The organism is Candidatus Erwinia haradaeae, from assembly GCF_900698935.1.
GTDB classification, from domain to species: Bacteria; Pseudomonadota; Gammaproteobacteria; order Enterobacterales; family Enterobacteriaceae; genus Erwinia_E; species Erwinia_E haradaeae_D.
In genome coordinates, this window is sequence record NZ_LR217715.1 from 889,354 (window position 1) to 909,164 (window position 19,811).

Annotated in this window: 11 protein-coding genes, 2 tRNA genes and 1 other RNA gene; 8 read left to right on the forward strand and 6 right to left on the reverse strand. The window is 34.3% G+C overall.

All coding sequences use genetic code 11. From position 1 onward, the window contains the following. The first annotated feature begins 1 nt into the window (after position 1). Genes waaF through ERCIKOCA2762_RS02845 form a run of 3 tightly spaced genes read left to right on the forward strand, consistent with a single transcriptional unit; the run spans position 2 to position 3,200 of the window. Positions 2–1,051, forward strand: coding sequence for a lipopolysaccharide heptosyltransferase II (gene waaF, locus ERCIKOCA2762_RS02835; RefSeq protein WP_157988661.1), 1,050 nt, complete (start codon positions 2–4; stop codon positions 1,049–1,051). Continuing rightward, on the forward strand, positions 1,052–2,035 hold the full coding sequence (gene rfaC / locus ERCIKOCA2762_RS02840) for a lipopolysaccharide heptosyltransferase RfaC (protein ID WP_157988662.1): 984 nt from the start codon (positions 1,052–1,054) through the stop codon (positions 2,033–2,035). It abuts the gene before it with no gap. Beyond that, positions 2,013–3,200: a glycosyltransferase gene (locus ERCIKOCA2762_RS02845; protein WP_157988663.1), complete on the forward strand. Its 1,188-nt coding sequence runs from the start codon at positions 2,013–2,015 to the stop codon at positions 3,198–3,200. The genes rfaC and ERCIKOCA2762_RS02845 overlap by 23 nt, the downstream gene beginning before the upstream one ends. A gap of 1,137 nt (positions 3,201–4,337) precedes the next feature. Here ERCIKOCA2762_RS02845 and ERCIKOCA2762_RS02850 read toward each other — a convergent pair. From ERCIKOCA2762_RS02850 to smpB, 5 genes are all read right to left on the reverse strand, one after another. After that, a tRNA-Lys gene (locus ERCIKOCA2762_RS02850) sits at positions 4,338–4,410 on the reverse strand. A 4-nt stretch (positions 4,411–4,414) separates the two neighbouring features. After that, positions 4,415–4,490 (reverse strand) — tRNA-Val (locus ERCIKOCA2762_RS02855). A gap of 297 nt (positions 4,491–4,787) precedes the next feature. Further along, positions 4,788–5,636 (reverse strand): formyltetrahydrofolate deformylase, encoded by an 849-nt coding sequence (gene purU / locus ERCIKOCA2762_RS02860; RefSeq protein ID WP_157988664.1) that lies wholly within the window; start codon positions 5,634–5,636, stop codon positions 4,788–4,790. 1,252 nt (positions 5,637–6,888) lie between these two features. After that, positions 6,889–7,269: a transfer-messenger RNA gene (gene ssrA / locus ERCIKOCA2762_RS02865) on the reverse strand. A gap of 52 nt (positions 7,270–7,321) precedes the next feature. Next, complete coding sequence (gene smpB, locus ERCIKOCA2762_RS02870) at positions 7,322–7,795, reverse strand: SsrA-binding protein SmpB (protein WP_157988665.1); 474 nt, start codon at positions 7,793–7,795, stop codon at positions 7,322–7,324. A 737-nt stretch (positions 7,796–8,532) separates the two neighbouring features. Between smpB and ERCIKOCA2762_RS02875 the strand changes: the two genes are divergently transcribed. Next, entirely contained in the window at positions 8,533–8,970 is a 438-nt protein-coding gene (locus ERCIKOCA2762_RS02875; protein WP_157988666.1) for an SRPBCC family protein, read from the forward strand. A 1-nt stretch (position 8,971) separates the two neighbouring features. Next, positions 8,972–9,256: an RnfH family protein gene (locus ERCIKOCA2762_RS02880; RefSeq protein ID WP_415017154.1), complete on the forward strand. Its 285-nt coding sequence runs from the start codon at positions 8,972–8,974 to the stop codon at positions 9,254–9,256. A gap of 1,678 nt (positions 9,257–10,934) precedes the next feature. Here the strand turns inward: ERCIKOCA2762_RS02880 and prfC are convergent. Next, the gene (prfC, locus tag ERCIKOCA2762_RS02885; RefSeq protein ID WP_157988667.1) at positions 10,935–12,524 is read right to left on the reverse strand and encodes a peptide chain release factor 3; all 1,590 of its coding nucleotides are present in this window, start codon (positions 12,522–12,524) and stop codon (positions 10,935–10,937) included. Between the two features lie 1,668 nt (positions 12,525–14,192). On the opposite strand from prfC, the gene alaS reads away from it, so the two are divergent. The 3 genes from alaS to lptF all read left to right on the forward strand — a co-directional run bounded on the left by alaS (position 14,193) and on the right by lptF (position 19,808). Continuing rightward, the gene (gene alaS / locus ERCIKOCA2762_RS02890; RefSeq protein ID WP_157988668.1) at positions 14,193–16,826 is read left to right on the forward strand and encodes an alanine--tRNA ligase; all 2,634 of its coding nucleotides are present in this window, start codon (positions 14,193–14,195) and stop codon (positions 16,824–16,826) included. A gap of 476 nt (positions 16,827–17,302) precedes the next feature. After that, complete coding sequence (csrA, locus tag ERCIKOCA2762_RS02895) at positions 17,303–17,485, forward strand: carbon storage regulator CsrA (RefSeq protein WP_157988669.1); 183 nt, start codon at positions 17,303–17,305, stop codon at positions 17,483–17,485. 1,222 nt (positions 17,486–18,707) lie between these two features. Beyond that, on the forward strand, positions 18,708–19,808 hold the full coding sequence (gene lptF, locus ERCIKOCA2762_RS02900) for an LPS export ABC transporter permease LptF (RefSeq protein ID WP_157988670.1): 1,101 nt from the start codon (positions 18,708–18,710) through the stop codon (positions 19,806–19,808). Positions 19,809–19,811 lie beyond the last annotated feature (3 nt).

Genomic DNA, 19,811 nt, shown 5'->3' on the forward strand with positions numbered 1-19,811 from the left:
AATGAAGATTCTCATTATCGGACCCTCTTGGATTGGTGACATGATGATGTCACACAGTCTCTATCGTACCCTGAAGATGCAAAACCCTGACAGCGTTATTGATGTTCTCGCCCCTGCTTGGTCACATCCATTACTTTTACGTATGCCAGAGGTTAATGCAGCATTATTGATGCCACTAGGACATGGAGTAATAAAATTCATGGAACGCTGGTATTTAAGTCAAAAACTACGCATAAAAAATTATGACCAAGCCTTTGTGCTGCCTGGCTCGTTTAAATCTTCTCTTATTCCTTTCTTAGCGGCCATTCCACATCGTACTGGCTGGAGAGGAGAGATGCGTTACGGACTTTTAAATGATATACGGATATTAAAGAAGTCTGCCTTTCCACTAATGGTGCAACGCTATGTGGCGTTAAGTTGTCAAAAATCATGCATTCATAATACTAGCGATCTTCCGCATCCCCTGCTTATGCCAAAACTTCAAGTTCATGAGAAAGAAAAACACATGACCTTGCGTACTTTTGGATTATTAAATCAATCACGACCTATGATCGGGTTTTGTCCTGGCACAGCACTGAGTCTTTCTAAACAATGGCCATACTATCATTATGCCGCACTAGCGAGAACCTTAATTAACAAAGGCTATCGAATTCTCGTATTTGGTTCCGTACACGATAAAAATACCGGGGAGAAAATTCTCCTTAAAATCCCTAGTGAAATGCGTCAATATTATCATAATCTTACCGGGAAGACTCACCTCGAAGAAGCAGTTGTTATGCTTTCCTGCTGTCATACTGTGATCAGTAATGATTCTGGACTCATGCATATAACGGCTGCACTCGATCGTCCACTGATTGGATTATATGGGCTAAGCAATCCACAGTTTACCCCTCCTCTATCAACAAAAGCTCGAATTATATGTGACACTAACAAATATCCTCCACTGAGAAATACTAGGACTTCTATAGGTTATCACCAGAGCCTCATTAATATAAACCCAGACCGAGTTATGAATGAGATAGACAAACTCCACGATACCATAGAGGATTAAATGCGAGTTTTAATGGTAAAAACATCCTCGATGGGAGATATACTACACTCTTTACCTGCACTTACTGATGCTATATTGGCTTTTCCTAACATTTGCGTTGAATGGGTAATAGAAGAAGAGTTTATTGAAATTCCCTCCTGGCATCCAGCAGTTAATCGAGTTGTTCCAGTAGCCATACGTCGCTGGCGTAAAAATTGGTTTAGTAGTCTAGTTCGAAAAGAATATATAAAATTTAAAAATTCCATTCAATTATATCCATATGATGCAATTATTGACGCTCAGGGGTTACTCAAGAGCGCCACTTTAATCAGTCGTTTAGCTAAAGGTATAAAGCACGGAGCTGATATTTATAGTACGAGAGAACCCTTAGCAAGTTTATGGTATGATAAACGTTATTCTATCCCAAAAACCAAACATGCTTTAGAGCGCACGCGTATACTTTTTGCAAAAAGTCTAAATTATGACTTACCAACAATCACAGGCGATTATGCAATTGAACAGCGTTTTAGAAAAAATCTACCCCTTAATACTGGTAAGTATACGGTTTGCATACATGCAACTACACGATGGGATAAAGAATGGCCAGAGATCGAGTGGAGAAAATTGATTAGCTTTATACAAAATACTGGTCTGTATGTTAAACTACCGTGGGGTAATGATCATGAGCGTTTACGTGCACAAAGATTGGCACAAGGTTTTAGTCATGTGGAGGTGTTACCTAAACTAACATTAGAAGAAATCGCATATATACTAGCTGGTGCACGCGCAGTCGTTTCTGTAGATACAGGATTGAGCCATTTAGCTGCTGCGCTTAACTGCCCTAATATTACTCTCTATGGGCCTACTAACGTTACCCTAATTAGGACGTATGGTAAAAACCAAATAGCGCTTTTTTCATTAGAAAAAAACATGGCAACGCTTACCGCTAACAAAGTTCAACCTTTCTTGAGAAACCTTTTATATGAAACAGCTTCATGTGATTAATTTAGAAAAGATGGGTGGAGTTGAGCGTCTTTTTCTACAACACATACATACCCCTTCTGATGATAAACATGTGATCATGTGTTTTAGCGATAAAATCGGTACTGAAATTCAAGATCAGATGCCTTGTCATTATCATAGAATACAGTTCGCTAATAGATTATTTACACACATACCTCTACGTTGTCCAAAATTTTTACGAAAATACTGGATATTCTGGAAAATCTCTCGCATATCATCTGATATTATAATTATCTGGAATTTTATGGTAGAGCTGCCCGCAAAACCAAAAAAAACCACACTTCTCTATTATGATCACGGCTCATCATGGCGTTTTACTACAAAAAAGAAAGTAACTCGATTCTTTTCTATGCTAGATGGGGTGATTGCAGCATCATTTGCATCAAAACGAATGATGGAATTACGTTTTAATCTACCGTGTCACCATCTAGTAGTTCTAAATCGTATTCAAACTCCACCAGGAATAAACAAAATACAAAAATCACTTCATAAACCTGTACGCCTAGGCACTGCATCACGCTTAGTTGACATAAAAGGAATTACTGTATCATTACTAACAGTGCATGAATTAATTCTTCGTGGTCATCACGTCACAATAGAGATTGCTGGAAAGGGACGATATAAAAAACAGCTAGAAATATTGACAAAAAAACTCAAATTAGGCGATCGTGTAATATTTAGCGGTTTTCAGAAGGAAACATCTAGTTTTTTTAATCGTATTGATATTTACATGAGCACCCCTCTCACTGAACCATTTGGATTATCTTGTCTGGAAGCGTTATACTATGGGATTCCCATTATTTTCCCGCTTATTGATGGACAACCAGAAGTGATCAGTAACGGTATATCTGGAATAGGGCTACACCCAAAAGTGTCCATAAAAAACCATGAAAATCTTATAGGTATGAGTATTGATTTTCCTCATGATGTCTATGATCCTATCACTGATACCTTAGTACCACCAAAATTTCTCTCACATATTGAATGTGCTAATACAGTAGAAACATTGACAATCCCCAGTATCTATAATCAGTTTAGCTATAATGCAAAAAAATATACGCTAACTCAATTAAATTATAATGTATTTCAAGAAAACTTTAAAAAAACACTATTATTTTTTAAAAAAAATCATGACACTACTCTATAAAAATGACACAAACGAAACAATTTTAACTTAATGAGCATACTTCTGTATCAAGAATATAAAAAACGCATCATTACATTTGATCATATTTATTGCAATAGAGATCATAATCAAAAAAAATCTCAGAAGAACACATCGCTACTAACTATTAGTGTTTATTTTGAAAGAGTGAGAATACAACATCTATTAATTAATAACTCATCCCTGCTGTAAGGACATTATTCATATCATCTTGCTTTATTTTTAAACAACTTAAAATATGTATGTCTTTCACCGTCTGTGAATCCATGTCCATAATGTGCATTACATATTTAGTTAGTACCATGAGTTAATCTCAGATTAATTCATTTAATAAGCGTATATATTTCACAATAGCCATACTAAATTTCTGTCAGTAAGGAAGGAAATAGAACACTTTTAGTGTATACGCTCATACATAGGATATAACAATAGAACCATTCTATAATAGATAGCCATATAATATTGATGTAAATTTTATTATAGCAAGAATAGATTATGAGATATTGCACCTAGTAACTACGAGGCATAATAGTTTTTGTATAGAAACTAAATGTTCTATTATCCAATAATCATTGTAGTTGTACTAGCAACCTTACAATCTATAGCTACTACAGGTACTAAACTTTTAGTTTTAGCAGTAAGTAGAATTTTTAACAATAGAACTTAATTTTCTCTATTCCTCATAGAATAGCTTTATCCTATACCAATGACACTGCAAACATACAAAAATGAATTTTATACCTTAGGGTATCAATATGAAAATATAATCTGTTTGATAAAAATCAATACTATTTCTTGCATATGAAAGCACAATACTTAAAAGTAATAATGCTAGCACTCTGTACATCCTATAGTAGCGCCTACTCTGTGAACACAAAGCATGGATTATTTTATGTACGTCTCTTCTGAGAGATACACGGGCACTGCGTATATCAACTTCGAGAAGTTAAAAATTTACCAATCCATAACGATAACTAGTAACAGTCCTATGCAAAAACATATGCACATCAAAAATTAAGACTACCTGTCTATCTCGCTACATATAGCACATATTTATACGTACTATAATTGCGATATTTTATACTTTCGTAGACGTATATTTTTTAAAAAAATAATTGATGGGTCGTGCAGGATTCGAACCTGCGACCAATTGATTAAAAGTCAACTGCTCTACCAACTGAGCTAACGACCCAATATGGTGGGTAATGACGGGCTCGAACCGCCGACCCCCTCCGTGTAAAGGAGGTGCTCTTCCAACTGAGCTAATCACCCTATTATAATAATGTTCATTATTTTAATTATATATAAAACTTATGCTTTAAGTCAAGATTTAGCATGTAAATATATTTATAGTTTGAGATCATTTGCTAACACCTCTAATTGTAAGAGGCGTTTTATATTATGACCCTCCATTATAAGTAGTTACTAAGTCTGAGTCCATCAACTGCTCTCTACTACACCTCTGCAAGCAGATTATCAGCAGATGATCTGTCTCATAAAATCGTAAATATTATAAAAAAATCCGATTTTATCATATTTCGTAAGTAGCGCTATATCAATATAAAAGAATTATAGTAAAATTGTACGATTACCATGTATAAATATACGCTGTGTTAAAACTTGGTGCAAAGCACGACTAAGTACATTCTTCTCTACATGACGACCCGCTCTTATCATATCTGCTACCGTATAGCTATGATCAATATGAATAACATCCTGCATAATAATAGGCCCCGCATCTAACTTATGACTAACGTAATGCGCAGTAGCACCAATAATTTTAACACCTCTCTCGTACGCCTGATGATACGGTTGCGCACCAATAAATGCGGGCAACAACGAGTGATGAATATTGATAATTTTATTCTGGTAGCGATATACAAACTCGGGAGTTAAAATGCGCATATATTTTGCTAAAACTATATAATCAGGTTGATACAAATCTATGCTATCAGCAATATTACGATCTTGATCTAATCGTGTAACACCTTGATGACTCAAGAAAATAAATGGTATTTCAAAACGCTCTGCTAAGCTACGTAGCTTCTCGTGATTGCCAATTACTGCTGCAATATCAACATCTAATTCACCATAAGCACTTTTTATTAACAAATCGCCAAGACAGTGGGCTTCCTGACTCACTAATATCACAATCTTATGCCGTCCTACAAAATGTAATTCGCACCTAGAGTTTTCTGGTAAAACAACATCGAGGTCCTTAAGAAAGCAATTCTCATCAAATACACCCTCCAGATCAGTGCGCATAAAAAATAAAGAAGAAGCGTGGTCCACAAATTCTGTATTTTCTAAAATATTAAGTTCATGATTATGAAATATATTAGTAATTTTTGACAGTAATCCTGTGCTATCTGTACAAATAGTTTTTAAGATTTTTCGTTGCTGTAAGGCTACTTGCATGCTGTAAAAAATCCTTTATATACAGTAAAAATTTTTTTAATACTCACCATAGCATTACTCATTCCTACCATCTCTCGTTTAAGACAAATAAGAAAATACCATCATAACTTCATCCTACTTTAAGGTAGCGTATATAATATATAAATATGGTGCTCCGTTAAATGTATAGAGTGATTTTTATCCATTAAAACAAAATCTAAGGATATAAAGATATTCATCTCATATACAATATAATTTTTATTATGTAATAAATACGTTCTAGTAACATACAGTATTTATTATATCAAAATCGAATAAATAGTTATATTGCATACTAAAAATATTTCTGCTAAATGTATGTGGGTATTCTAATACAGCGCCCAGTATTTTATAAAATACATATTCATCACAATGTGTTATTGTATAATAACTTTGTAATTTTGAATTTTAATACTTGCTATCAATGGCAATGCAATAACTCTAATACTGACTATTATAACTACTGACTCTCAGCAACATCCTAATATAAAATATACTACATGAACTCTCGATTCAAAAAATCCATTAGATGCTCGATACCATGTGCATCACTGCTATAATATACATCAGACATAGTTTTAGAATCTTTCACTGTTACCAACAATCCATAATCATGTGGTCATATTGAAGATGCATTAGTAGGATTCTGTTTTTTGATGGAAAAATGTTATAATTTTTAGTGATAATTTCTGCGATATATTTTAAAAAATTTAAAAAGTTACATGATGCACTCATATAAATTAATATGATATAACGAAATAGCAATCACTTCAAACAGTATAAACACCTATAGATTAACAAATCCTTACCGAGAATCTTTCAGAGGTCACAAAATGCCGTAAAAAGCATGGTCGCGCTATGCGACTGCAAACGTGAAGCGTGATTGAGATCTGCGCATAGTTCAGCGAAGATATCTAGAGTATACACAATTTACTATTGAAATATACTATTGAAATATCACGATGCTAGTGTAGTCCAAGGCTATATTGTAAGAATACATACTGCTATACTAGTGCACATCTTTCAACACACTAATTCTGCTTATATACGATTCTTAATACCGATATATACATTGATTACAGCATACTTAAATAATCTATACTACCTATAATATAGGTATTGTGACTATATTTATAAGACAGCGCAGTTGCGAGCAAGATTTTATCAATATAAAAACATATGACTCTAATAGTCATTACATACCATCACCATCTTATTTCCATAAAAAATCAATTGGTGGAGCTGGCGGGATTTGAACCCGCGTCCAGAATTGCTCTGCCTGTCAGCACTACATGCTTAGTCCGGTTATTTCAGTCATAATTTAGGCGCGAACGGACACGCTACTAAAGAATTAGCTTGATTGAATTTAACACTTGAGCTCCAAGCATAGCTTATGTGCGATCTCTTATAAATTTGACCTCTCTAGTCTCTCATTCTAAGAGAAAAAACCAAGAAGAGAGGGCACCTTCAGTGTATTAAACTGATTAGGCTGCTAATGCAGCAGGTGCAAAGTTTTCGTCGTTTGCATCTATTTTTTGCGGCTTTTCACGAGGCCAACCGCCCCTCGGCATGCTCCTAAAGCTTTACATATCCTGTCGAATCCATAATCAGCCCCATATACTATGTGGTAGTATACCTAATAAATCACTAATACACCAGCAAATAATTTATTTGTTCTTGAGGATGCGCGCTTGAGCTAACTTCCATTCTTGATCTTTCATAGATCTGCGTTTATCGTATTGTTTTTTGCCCTTGCCAACACCAACTTTCAGTTTTACCCAAGCACGTTGCCAAAATAATGATAATGCAATAGCACTATATCCATGCTGATGCACTGTACTGCATAGTTCATTGATTTCATTTTTTTTTAAAAGTAATTTACGACTACGGGCAGTCTCACATGCCACACATGATGATGCAACCCTCAGCGCCTGAAATTTTGAACCAAACAAAAAAGCTTCATTATTACGTAAAATGATATAACTATCACTAATATTCACTTGACCGGCACGAAGAGACTTAACCTCCCATCCTTGCAGCAATAATCCAGCATTAAACTCTTTCTCTATAAAGTATGAGTAGTAAGCATATTTATTAGTTGTAATGATAGTAGATACAGAATTATTGACTTTTTTAATCATGTCGCAAGCACCACTATTACACTTAAAATCAAAATTTCATCAGCTATTTTCAAGACGTATCCAATAATTTATGACTCCAGAAAAACCTTTCGAAAGACTCTATATGATCATGCAATTAAATTGACAAGAATTTCGTATACTGGTTATCAGTATACTAAATTTCAACACTAAACGATATGCCTATAAAAACTCCTGACAGTATTTGTATAAACCTGTAACGCTGAAAGACGCAACAACTTCAATACATGAAAATACTCTATGCTCAAAAGCACCATGCCTTACGTTTAAAAAAACATAAGAAAGTAGAAAATATTATCGACCACCATTTTCTCCATACTCTATGTCATCTAATGATGTATTGATAAAATCAATACTAAAAGACTATAGCATGATTCCAATTGAGCATCCAAAGATTATCTTAATTCATACATTTGTATCATCTCGGTACAGTAAAACACAGAAAAGAGCATCCCACTTATTACACAGTAAGTAATTCATCATAGACAGAGTTGCTTGAGCACATATTATATATTATAATTTTCCATGCTAGTTCCTGAAACACACCACTTATACAAAAACCCAATCTATAGGTATTAGTATGTACACAATTAACCTCATACCAGCATGAGAGTTAGGCTTAATATAGAGAATATAAAAATTCTCAATATCCTATAATATAACTACAAACACTCGCTCTAGGTTAGTCAAAATGGTTATTAAAGATCACTGGAATCAATATGTATCACATTAGTCATGCGATACTAGTACCATTTAGTACTGAAAAAATGTATCGCTTAGTAAATGACATTAATAGCTATCCGCAATTCTTATCTGGATGCATTGCTAGTCAAGTGCTTGATGCAAACTATTTTTATATGACTGCTTCCCTGGAGATTGTTATAGCAGGAATTATACATCAAACATTTGTCACCCGTAACACCCTAGTTCATAACCATAGTATTAACATACACTTACTTGAAGGGCCCTTTAGACAACTAAGTGGTATGTGGCGCTTTATCACGAAAAAAAAAGAAATATGTCAGGTACAACTGCATTTAAGTGTAGAATTTAGCAATATATTCATGGAGGTAGCACTTAAAACACAGCTAAATAAACTAAATGTTAGTTTACTAAAAGAATTTAACAAACGTGCAAGAGAGGTTTATACTGAATAATATGTTAGTAGATGTAGTATATGCCCTCCCATACAAACAATATCTTATTCATGTTGAACTTGCCACAGGCAGCACTGTAAAACAAGCTATTATTACTTCTGATATTCTCTATCTTCGCCCAGAGCTCAACCTTATAAAGAATAAAGTTGGCATTTTTGGTACATTCGTCACCCTAGATGACACCGTGTATCACGGTGATCGCATTGAGATATACCGCCCTATTGTAGCAAAACCTAAAGATCTTCTTCAACGTCGAGAATACAAGGGAATTAAGAATGTAAAATAAGTGAGAGCGCACATATAATATAAACCACCGACAATAGTTCTTCCTTTTTGTTTCTTGTAGATTCTCATCTTTTTTTAGAAAAGAGGGCTTGGTCTACTAATACTGATAAAATACAATCTACTATTTAACAAAAATCTTCATTAATAACCGTCATATCAGTCGATAACTTTTAACTTATGGATGGAATTCAAATACCATGTAATATATCTATAAGTGATATAGCTTATTTAGAGTGAAATATAGTTAATTTAGTTTATTTTGTGAATCACATTGTTAACAAATACATCAAAATAGATGAGATCGAAAAAAGACGCAATCATTAAGTGCGGTGACTGATTCATAAAGTAGAATTTTATATGTAAAATATAAGAAACATCGATGAATTACCAGTGTTGATTCTTTTCTAAAAAGGTAATACCGCACGAAAATGCTTAATATGGTGCATACTGTGTTATAGACCGTAGAAAAAACCGCACGATACCAAAACCTATCCTCTCTTATCTCATCTACACGATATGATTACTACATAACATCCAACTATGAATGATTTAAGCAATCTATAATCAGATAAACATCACTCTGAATGCTTGGAAAAACCTTAAAAGCCTTTACTCAAAACCGCACCCTATTATATCTATAATTTTTCTATCTTCAGTATAATATTGCTATAGATATAGGCGCTCTACCACTCACATAACACGTAGCAATAAGCTATTTCTTAATCACTTGTATCTATTACTCTCATACCAAGATAATTAAATACAGCAAGTATCGTTGAGCATTCTTAAGATTCAGAGACAATCATAACCTACACACACTACCATATCACTATCCAAATATATACACATCATGTGTAGAAATGAGAGTCGCGCATAAACACTACAACATATTATGAAAAAATCTACACAATCATGATTCAAAAATATTCACACTACTCACATAAACATATCTTAATATTGCTTTCTATCAACCTATATCGATGTTGCTTGAAACGAAACAAAGCACCTGCTGTGCGAGTACATATGAAGTGTAACTTAGTCATCAATAAATCGCATGATTATAATACATATCTGCACTTCCTTGTAAAAAACTACACGATCGTTCTGCAACAGCATTCCGCGAATGTATAGCTGCCCTTGCAAGATTTTCACAGACTTATTTATTCATATCTGATGTCCTCTTACGACACTTTCATAAATAAAATCATCTAGCAAACCTCTTCACAGGAAGCTGCCTGATATTAGTCATCGTATTAATTATGCAGATGATACAATGAAATAACATGTACCACTAAAAAATTTTATACTAGATAATTTCAAGAATCAATGCTTGTATTAAACTCATGCTAACAACATGATATACTTATGTATATCTTCTCAAAATTATTATAAAGATCGTGATTGGTTCTTTATTTTGAGTTTTTAAACTCCAAAGCCCAAGTTACTTCTGTATTATTACTATATTACGTAGAGAGAGGTATATACACCTTGATAGTGATATTACGTCCTCCCTCGCAATTCATGTCATCCTCTTAGTTTAATAATTTATGCTAAAATATCATATAAATCTGTAGGTGGTGATCAAACTTGCTTACTAACAAGCACAAAAAATATTTTGGAGCATCATATACATGCAAGATGACGTCATCTTGCATAAGTATACATAATAGTGCATCTATCTAATGTTCTCTAGTTTTTAAAAATAAAATTTCCGGGTATCGCTCCTGAGCGATACCCATTTTAACCATTGTGGTCGCTAGATAAGTGAGATTTTTCCCACCATCCAAAGCTAAATTTAACTCATTATAACGTTGGAATTGCGCAAGTTTTTTAATGTCATTGCATACTACCCACCGCGCTGTTACAACATTAACATCTTCATACACTGCATTCACATGATATTCACTATGTAGGCGTGAAGCTACCACATCAAATTGCAAAAGACCTATTGCCCCTACAATTAAATCATTATTAGATAGTGGGCGAAATATTTGCACAGCACCCTCTTCGGATAACTGGACTAAGCCCTTGAGCAGTTGTTTTTGCTTTAATGGATCTCGAAGTCGAATACGGCGAAATAATTCTGGTGCAAAATTAGGAATACCAATAAACCGTATTTTCTCTCCTTGTGTAAAGGTATCACCAATCTGAATAGTGCCGTGATTGTGTAGTCCAATGATATCGCCTGGATACGCTTCGGCGATATGTGAACGATCACCTGCCATAAATGTTAAAGCATAAGTAATCAGCATATCCTTGTTAGTCCTTACCTGATGCATCTTCATACCTGGCTTATATTTTCCAGATACTACACGCATAAAGGCTACTCGATCGCGATGTCTCGGATCCATGTTTGCTTGAATTTTAAAAATAAAACCACTAAACTGTTCATCAGTGGCAGTTACAATGCGTACATCAGAGCCTCGTGACATTGGCGATGGCGCCCATTCTATTATCCCTTCAAGAACATGATCAATACCAAAATTACCTAATGCAGTACCAAAAAATACAGGAGTTGCCTCACCATTAAGAAATTCGTTACGATTAAATGTATGTGAAGCACCATGAATTAATGCTAAATCATCTCGTAACTGATACGCATAATCATCGCCAATAGTAAGATCAAGCTCATGGTTAGATAACCCTTGAATTGTATGCATTTTTTGAATGATATGACCTTTACCAGATTGATAAAGGTATACTATGTCTTTATATAGATGATAAACACCCTTAAATGATTTACCACATCCAATAGGCCAAGTAATTGGCACACAGGTTATTTTAAGCTTGCTTTCTACTTCATCCAATATATCTATAGGATCGCGGATGTTACGATCTACTTTGTTCATAAATGTTAGAATTGGTGTCTTACGTAACCGAGTGACATCCATTAACTGTTTGGTTCTATCTTCGACACCTTTGGCGGAATCAATCAACATCAAACAACAATCTACAGCCGTTAAGGTACGATACGTGTCTTCGGAGAAATCTTCGTGCCCAGGAGTATCAAGTAAATTAAGCAACTTTCCACAATAAGGAAACTGCATTACAGATGTAGTAATAGAGATCCCACGATTTTTCTCAATTTCCATCCAATCAGATTTACGATATTGGCTAGAGCGCGTACCCTTAGACCTTGAAGCCACTTGCAATACTTTCCCGAATAATAATAGCTTCTCAGTTATAGTAGTTTTACCTGCATCTGGATGCGAAATAATAGCAAAAGTGCGTCGACGTAACACTTCTTGCAGATAAGATAAGTTTGACATAAACATTCTTCTAATGTTCTAGATCTATAGATAATTATAATAAATAATACATCTGCTTATAAGCAGATGTATTATGCCACATTCTTTAAGTACTAATTATAATAATGCTCATCTTTAACCCGAAAAATATTTCGCTGCATTAGTAATCAGCGATCACTAAAGTATATGTAATAAGCGATATTTACACCAACATACATTAAAAATTTTTATAAAAATTAGTATACAATACACTTAAATAAAATTCTTTGGTCTCCACTGTTAATAACAGTGGTCCTGAGCTTAGCTGAAAATCATAATCTCTCGATACACTCGTCTACACTCCAAGCCACTGATAAGTGAAAAGATTTATATATGACGCTTAAAGTGTTATTATAAATGCATGTGTAGTGGTTTGGAATATAATAACGTACACCAATCTATTATCAAATCAATGTTGCATAGCGTTATATCTTTTTGGAATTCGTATGCTGATAATATCAATATATTAAAAGATACAACTATATAAGTGCCTTGTCATAAAGGGTTATAAAGTACACTATCAAAATGAAGCGCTGAATAGTATTTATTTGTTAAAGATAGACTAATAGTCTATCTGATCTCTTATGATTTAAAAACTGTGAATCATTGACGACATCCGACAATCACGATATAGATCGAACAAAAACGTATTCTCGTTGTCAAATATACGTAATAGTTTACGACACCCTTATCTCTTTCTAGATTAGTGATAGATAGCATTTATGTATTTATGTAGTACTTTCCTTGCATGGTCACTACTACTGACAAAAACTACTAAGAATAACTTGTTCACGCATGCAAAATGCTATCTATATATAGATAATTCACGTCGATATAAGCATAGATATTCATATGATGCTGACATGCATACGGCGGAGATGTGGTATCTTATATTAATTATAATGCCCCAAATCGTATCGTCTCTGTTTGACGAATTATGCTATTGTTCTACTTCTAAAAAAATACAGAATGCTGTTTCTTTACTTGCCTCTCTAATATTACTGAGATGATAAAATCATTTATAGCATCGTGCCATTATCTCTGTTAAATTCACAATGAACACATAGTATGTATTCGACAACATCACATATATTTCATGTTTAATACTCAGGATTCACATCATCGCTGTAATTCTAGTGTTGTATATACAATATTAGTCATTGACCACCCATATGATGCAATAGTGATATCTACTATATTTTCTCAGCCCACATAGGCAATTCACACTACAACTTATAAAGTATGATATGATCATAAATCAGACAAAAAAGAAAGAAAATACTCATAGCCATACTCACAATAACTATACTTCCACCACATAATAAATCTATGAACTAGTTAACTGTTTACATATATAGGTGATATGTCACACGACATCTTATCTGTTCCAGCAATAATCAACAGGTTTTTGGTACTGAAAGTACCTACTATTAAATTTATAAAATACAGCATGCATCTTTTACATATATTCCATGAACTATAGTTCATAACTACTATGATGTTGTTAGATGCAATAACTTTCATCGTTTAAAATTATTAAATTTTCTAAATAATTAAGTGTGTATTTTATGGAAAATCACCTTACTCATTATGATGGTTTTGCCATATAAAAAATCACGTATCATACCTAAAGATACCGCAGGATATCTCATGCATAAAAGCACTATAGAAATTCGTCAAGCATTTCTTGATTTTTTTAAAAGCAAGGGACATGAAGTCATAGCGAGCAGCTCTCTGGTCCCAACAAATGATACAACAATATTGTTCACTAATGCAGGCATGAATCAATTTAAAAATATTTTCCTTGGCCAGGAAAAAAGAAAATATAGTCGCGCAACTAGTGCGCAACGTTGTGTTAGAGCTGGAGGCAAACATAATGACCTAGAAAAAGTTGGGTATACTGCGCGTCATCATACATTTTTTGAGATGCTTGGAAACTTTAGCTTTGGTGATTATTTTAAAAAAGAAGCGATCACATTTGCTTGGGAATTATTGACAAGTCCACAATGGTTTAATTTACCACAAGAGCGATTGTTGGTCACCGTATATTCAACGGACCATGAAAGTTTTGATATTTGGGAAAAAGACATCGGTATACCGTCCATACGTATTATTCGGATCGGGGATAATAAAGGTGGCCCTTATGCATCAGATAATTTTTGGCAAATGAGTGAAACAGGTCCATGCGGCCCATGTTCTGAAATCTTCTTTGATCATGGCGAACATATTGCAGGTGGTCCGCCAGGCAGCCTGTCAGCCGATGGCGACCGTTATGTTGAAATATGGAATCTGGTATTTATGCAATTTAATCGTCAATCTAATGGAAATCTGCTCCTTCTTCCAGAACCTTCTGTAGACACCGGCATGGGACTAGAACGTATTACAGCAGTTTTACAAAATGTTCACTCTAACTATAACATTGACATCTTTACACAACTAATTCAATCGGTAGCTCAGGTGGTCGGTATCACTGACTTTAAAAACATATCCTTACACGTTATTGCTGATCATATCCGGTCTTGTGCGTTCCTTATTGCAGATGGTGTACTTCCGTCCAACGAAAACCGCTCCTATGTCTTACGTCGTTTAATTCGAAGAGCAGTACGTCATGCCTATAATTTAGGCGTAAGACAAGGATTTCTTTTTAAGCTAGTGGGTCCATTAATTCAGATTATGGGTGCAGTTAGTCATGAGATTCAGCGTCAACAAAACAAAGTAGAGCTTACTCTCAAAACAGAAGAAGAACAGTGCATAAAAATCTTAGAAAGAGGACTGAGTATTTTAGAAGGAGAACTCAATCAACTATCAGACGATACCATGCCTGGTGAGGTCTTATTCCGTCTATATGACACCTTTGGATTTCCGATGGAGTTAGCTGAAGATATATGCTATCAACGTAATCTAAAAATTGACAAATCCGGATTTATGCACGCAATGCAGATACAACGTCAGAAAGCACGTAATGCAAATACTTTTCACACTGAGTTTATCGAAAGATTTTATCTCACTGAAACTTCTGAATTTCAAGGATATCAGTTCTTAATGCTACGCGCAGTCATTATTCTTATAATAATAAACGGAAAAAATGTTGACACTATCCATACAGGTCAAAATGGAGTCATTGTACTCGGAACTACCCCTTTCTACCCCGAAGGGGGTGGACAAATTGGGGATAATGGCACATTAGAAAGTTGCCATAATGCTAATTTTATTGTTAGCGATACAAAAAGATATAGTCAAGCCATTGGTCATCATGGTCTGTTAACTAACGGCACCCTACATGTAGGAGAGGAGATAGTAGCACGGGTCTGCGAAGAACGACGAAAATGTATTTGTATTAATCATTCAGCGACACATCTACTACAAGCTGCTTTACGACTACTTTTAGGGCAACATGTACAGCAGAAAGGGTCGTTGATAAATGAAAAAATTTTGCGCTTTGATTTCTCGCATGATAAAGCCATTACACAAAAAGAAATTCATCAAGTGGAAATGATTGTTAATCAACAAATTCGTCGCAATTTACTCATTAAAACAGATACAATGGAGTTAGAAGAAGCTATATCTCGTGGTGCTATGGCTTTATTTAGTGAAACATACGGTCAATATGTAAGAGTCCTGGAAATGGGGGATTTTTCCATAGAATTATGCGGAGGAACACATGTTGAGCGCACTGGTAATATTGGTCTATTTTGTATCCTCTCTGAATCAGGCACTGCAGCGGGGGTACGCAGAATTGAAGCGATAACAGGAGAAGAAGCATTACTTCACATATATAACCAAAAGAAAAAACTCTCAGAGATATGCCAACTAGTAAAAACTAATCCATCTCAGATACAGAAAAAAATAACCACTCTAATTCAACATACTGATACTTTAGAAAAGAACATCAAAAAACTGCATAATCAACAAGCTATACACGAAAGTAGATTATTAATCCCGCAAGCCATAACGATAAAAGGCGTGACATTATTAGTAAAAAATGTAAAAAATATAGAGCCAAAAGTACTACATATCATGATTGATCATCTCAAAAATCATTGTAACTCTGCTATTATTGTCTTAGGCACTATTGCAAATAGTAGAGTATCACTTATTATTAGCGTTTCTACAGATCTCACTAACCGTATTAAAGCAACTGACCTGGTGCAATATCTTGCACACCAAGTTAGTGGAAAAGGTGGTGGCTCCCCGTCTCTAGCACACGTAGGCGGTATTAATTTTACAGCTTTGCCCATGGCATTATCGAATATAAAATTATGGTTGTCTGATCAGCTAAGATAGCATACCTAATCATGTCTGCATTGTCACATACATATCGGCTCCTCTTAATATGAGAGTTTACATATCACCCTATTACAATCTATACACAAGAGAACGAGTATGCTAATTACGATTTATATAATTATGTAGTACAACACACCTACCTGAAAACGGCAAAAGGGATGTCGAAATAGATGTACAGTTACGCTATATTCTAGCACATATCGCAAACAATAACGTCGTATATAACAATCAAAGCTCTAAAATAGATACCGTTTTGTATAAAAACACTAGTATCAAAACGCTCCGTCTATAGTCAACAATCAAACAAGCGCAGCATACACTATGAATGTAATCTAAAATAATATTAACCAATTACCCCGAGTATATACTCAATATGTGCTCCCTCATCTAGTATATAGCATAATATGCTAATACATCACTAGCACTCTGAGAGAGAATATGCCACACTAACTTAATCTGTTTAGGAGATCAAAATGCTTATTTTAACTCGTCGAGTAGGTGAAACTCTCATGATTGGCGATCAGGTTACTGTTACTGTGCTAGGAGTAAAAGGCAATCAGATACGCATTGGTGTCAACGCACCTCAAAATATTTCGGTGCATCGTGAAGAAATTTATCAGCGTATACAATCAGAAAAAATACAATACAATCCGTGAATCATGCCTCATACATATATGAACATTCTCCATTACACAAATTTATTCATAAAGACTACGCCGCATATATTCTATATAAAAAATGGATACATACTATAAACACTGCAGTGTCATAAATAAACACTCAGGCTTGGCTTTCTCTGATAAGCAAGGTAAAAACCTTGAAATGATATGAATAAGTCTAAGCATCATCTATCTACTGTAGTCACACGATGGAAAAACAACTATAGCACAAACAAAATACACACTGGAATACTATCATTGGTCACTGCATCAGTTGCAGGCTATTGAAGTTATGACCACCATCCCAAAAAAACAATATTTTTATACTTGTTAAAAACATACTACAATAATTCCTCTCAATCTCAGAATAAGTGCTCAAAAAGTCAAGATTATTAAAAACATAGATGTTTCTAGAGCATTTACTCTAAACATTTTATGCTCTTGAGATAACTCAATCTAACAATCTACATGGTTCATAAATTTTACCATGCCATAATATAATTAAATAAACTTGTGTCTACATCCATAGACACTAGCGTTTTAAAATAAAATAGCTCAAAATACTATGACACTTCTCATACATCATACTATACTTGCAATATTTATTGAATATAACCCAGAAATATTGTCTTGTAATCCTACTACACATAGAGATATACACTCTCGCTCAATATGTAACAAGAATGCTCATGGAACTGAATCCAACAATTGATTGCAAAACAAACTTCTTTTCAAAAGAATAATGAAAGTGATATTTAGTCTCATTATTGGAAACATATTTAGTATTAATAACACAGTGTGTGTTGTTGAAGCTCAATTCACAAACGAAAAATTATAAAACTTCAATATCAGTCATAATAATCTAGTAGATGATTATGAAATTATCACTTCTATCTACATATAGCATCCACTATATAGGTCGACCATCATTAAATATAAAAGATACTATGATCATACATGTTGAATACACTTAATAATATTGTGCGTTTCTAAATATTATAGATGATATGCTCTCCTAGCATGCACATAGATATATTATCATATTCACTCAATCGCAATTATAGTTTTAGGATTCATAATGTCCTGCATAAAAACATTTTAGCTCGCACAATGCATGATGATGAGGATCGATGATGCTAAAAAAATACCGCAGAATGCGTATACACAGTGAAACGAAATTTTATCCTAAAAAACTCCAGTTGTTATAAGTATAATTAGTATGATTATTATTAGATATCTCGTGTTGGCGACACTAAAAAACCAAATAGCTATCTTATTTGTCCTGCTATCAGTCTTCTTTTGTCAAAAGTTAGTGAAGATACTCGGGGCAACGGTAGAAGGTGATATTCCCATCAATATAGTGCTAACAATATTAGGTCTGAGTATACCACTGATGGCGCAGCTTATCCTGCCTTTAAGCTTGTTCTTAGCTATTTTAATCACATTTGGACGATTATATACTAATAGTGAAATTATAGCCATGCACGCTTGCGGCTTAGGTAAAAGTATACTGATTAAATCTTCTATGATATTAATACTTGTCACCGCGCTATTAGCAACATTGAACAATGGCTGGATAGGGCCCTGGTCTGCGCAATATCAAAATAAAATTATACAGCATGCCAAAGAAAGATTCAGTATTACATCACTAATGGCAGGAAAATTTCACAAATCACCAGATGGACGTATAGTGTTGTTTATTGAAAAAATAAACCCACAAACCTTCACAAATATTTTTCTTGCTCAATCAAAAAACAAAGGAAATATGCAACCATATATAGTTATTGCAGATAAAGGTTATATAGGACAAAGACATGATGGTGCACAAATAGTAACTTTGGATACTGGCTTTCGCTTTGAAGGAACTCCATTTCTACATGATTTCCGTATCACAAATTTTAAAACGTATCAAGCGATCATTCATCCTCCTGAAATTACACAAAGTTTTAATAATGCTGAACAAATGAGTTTGCCTGCCCTCTGGGTTATTAACACTTATGCTCCCAATTATCGTAGTGAATTACATTGGCGTTTAACATTAGTATTTGCAGTGTTAGTAATGGGGTTAATAGTAATACCATTAAGTACGATTAATCCTCGTCATGGACGCATATTCTCTATATTGCCGGCAATGCTTCTTTATCTAATCTTTTTTTTACTGCAGAGCTTAATGCAGTCTGGTGGTAGAAAGGGACAGATTAACCCTGCTATCTCAATGTGGATCATCAATATTGTTTATCTAGGAATTGCAATAATATTAAATTTATGGGACACCACCTTATTTCGCAAATTCAGAGAATGGTGTGTTCGTAGGAGTTAATCT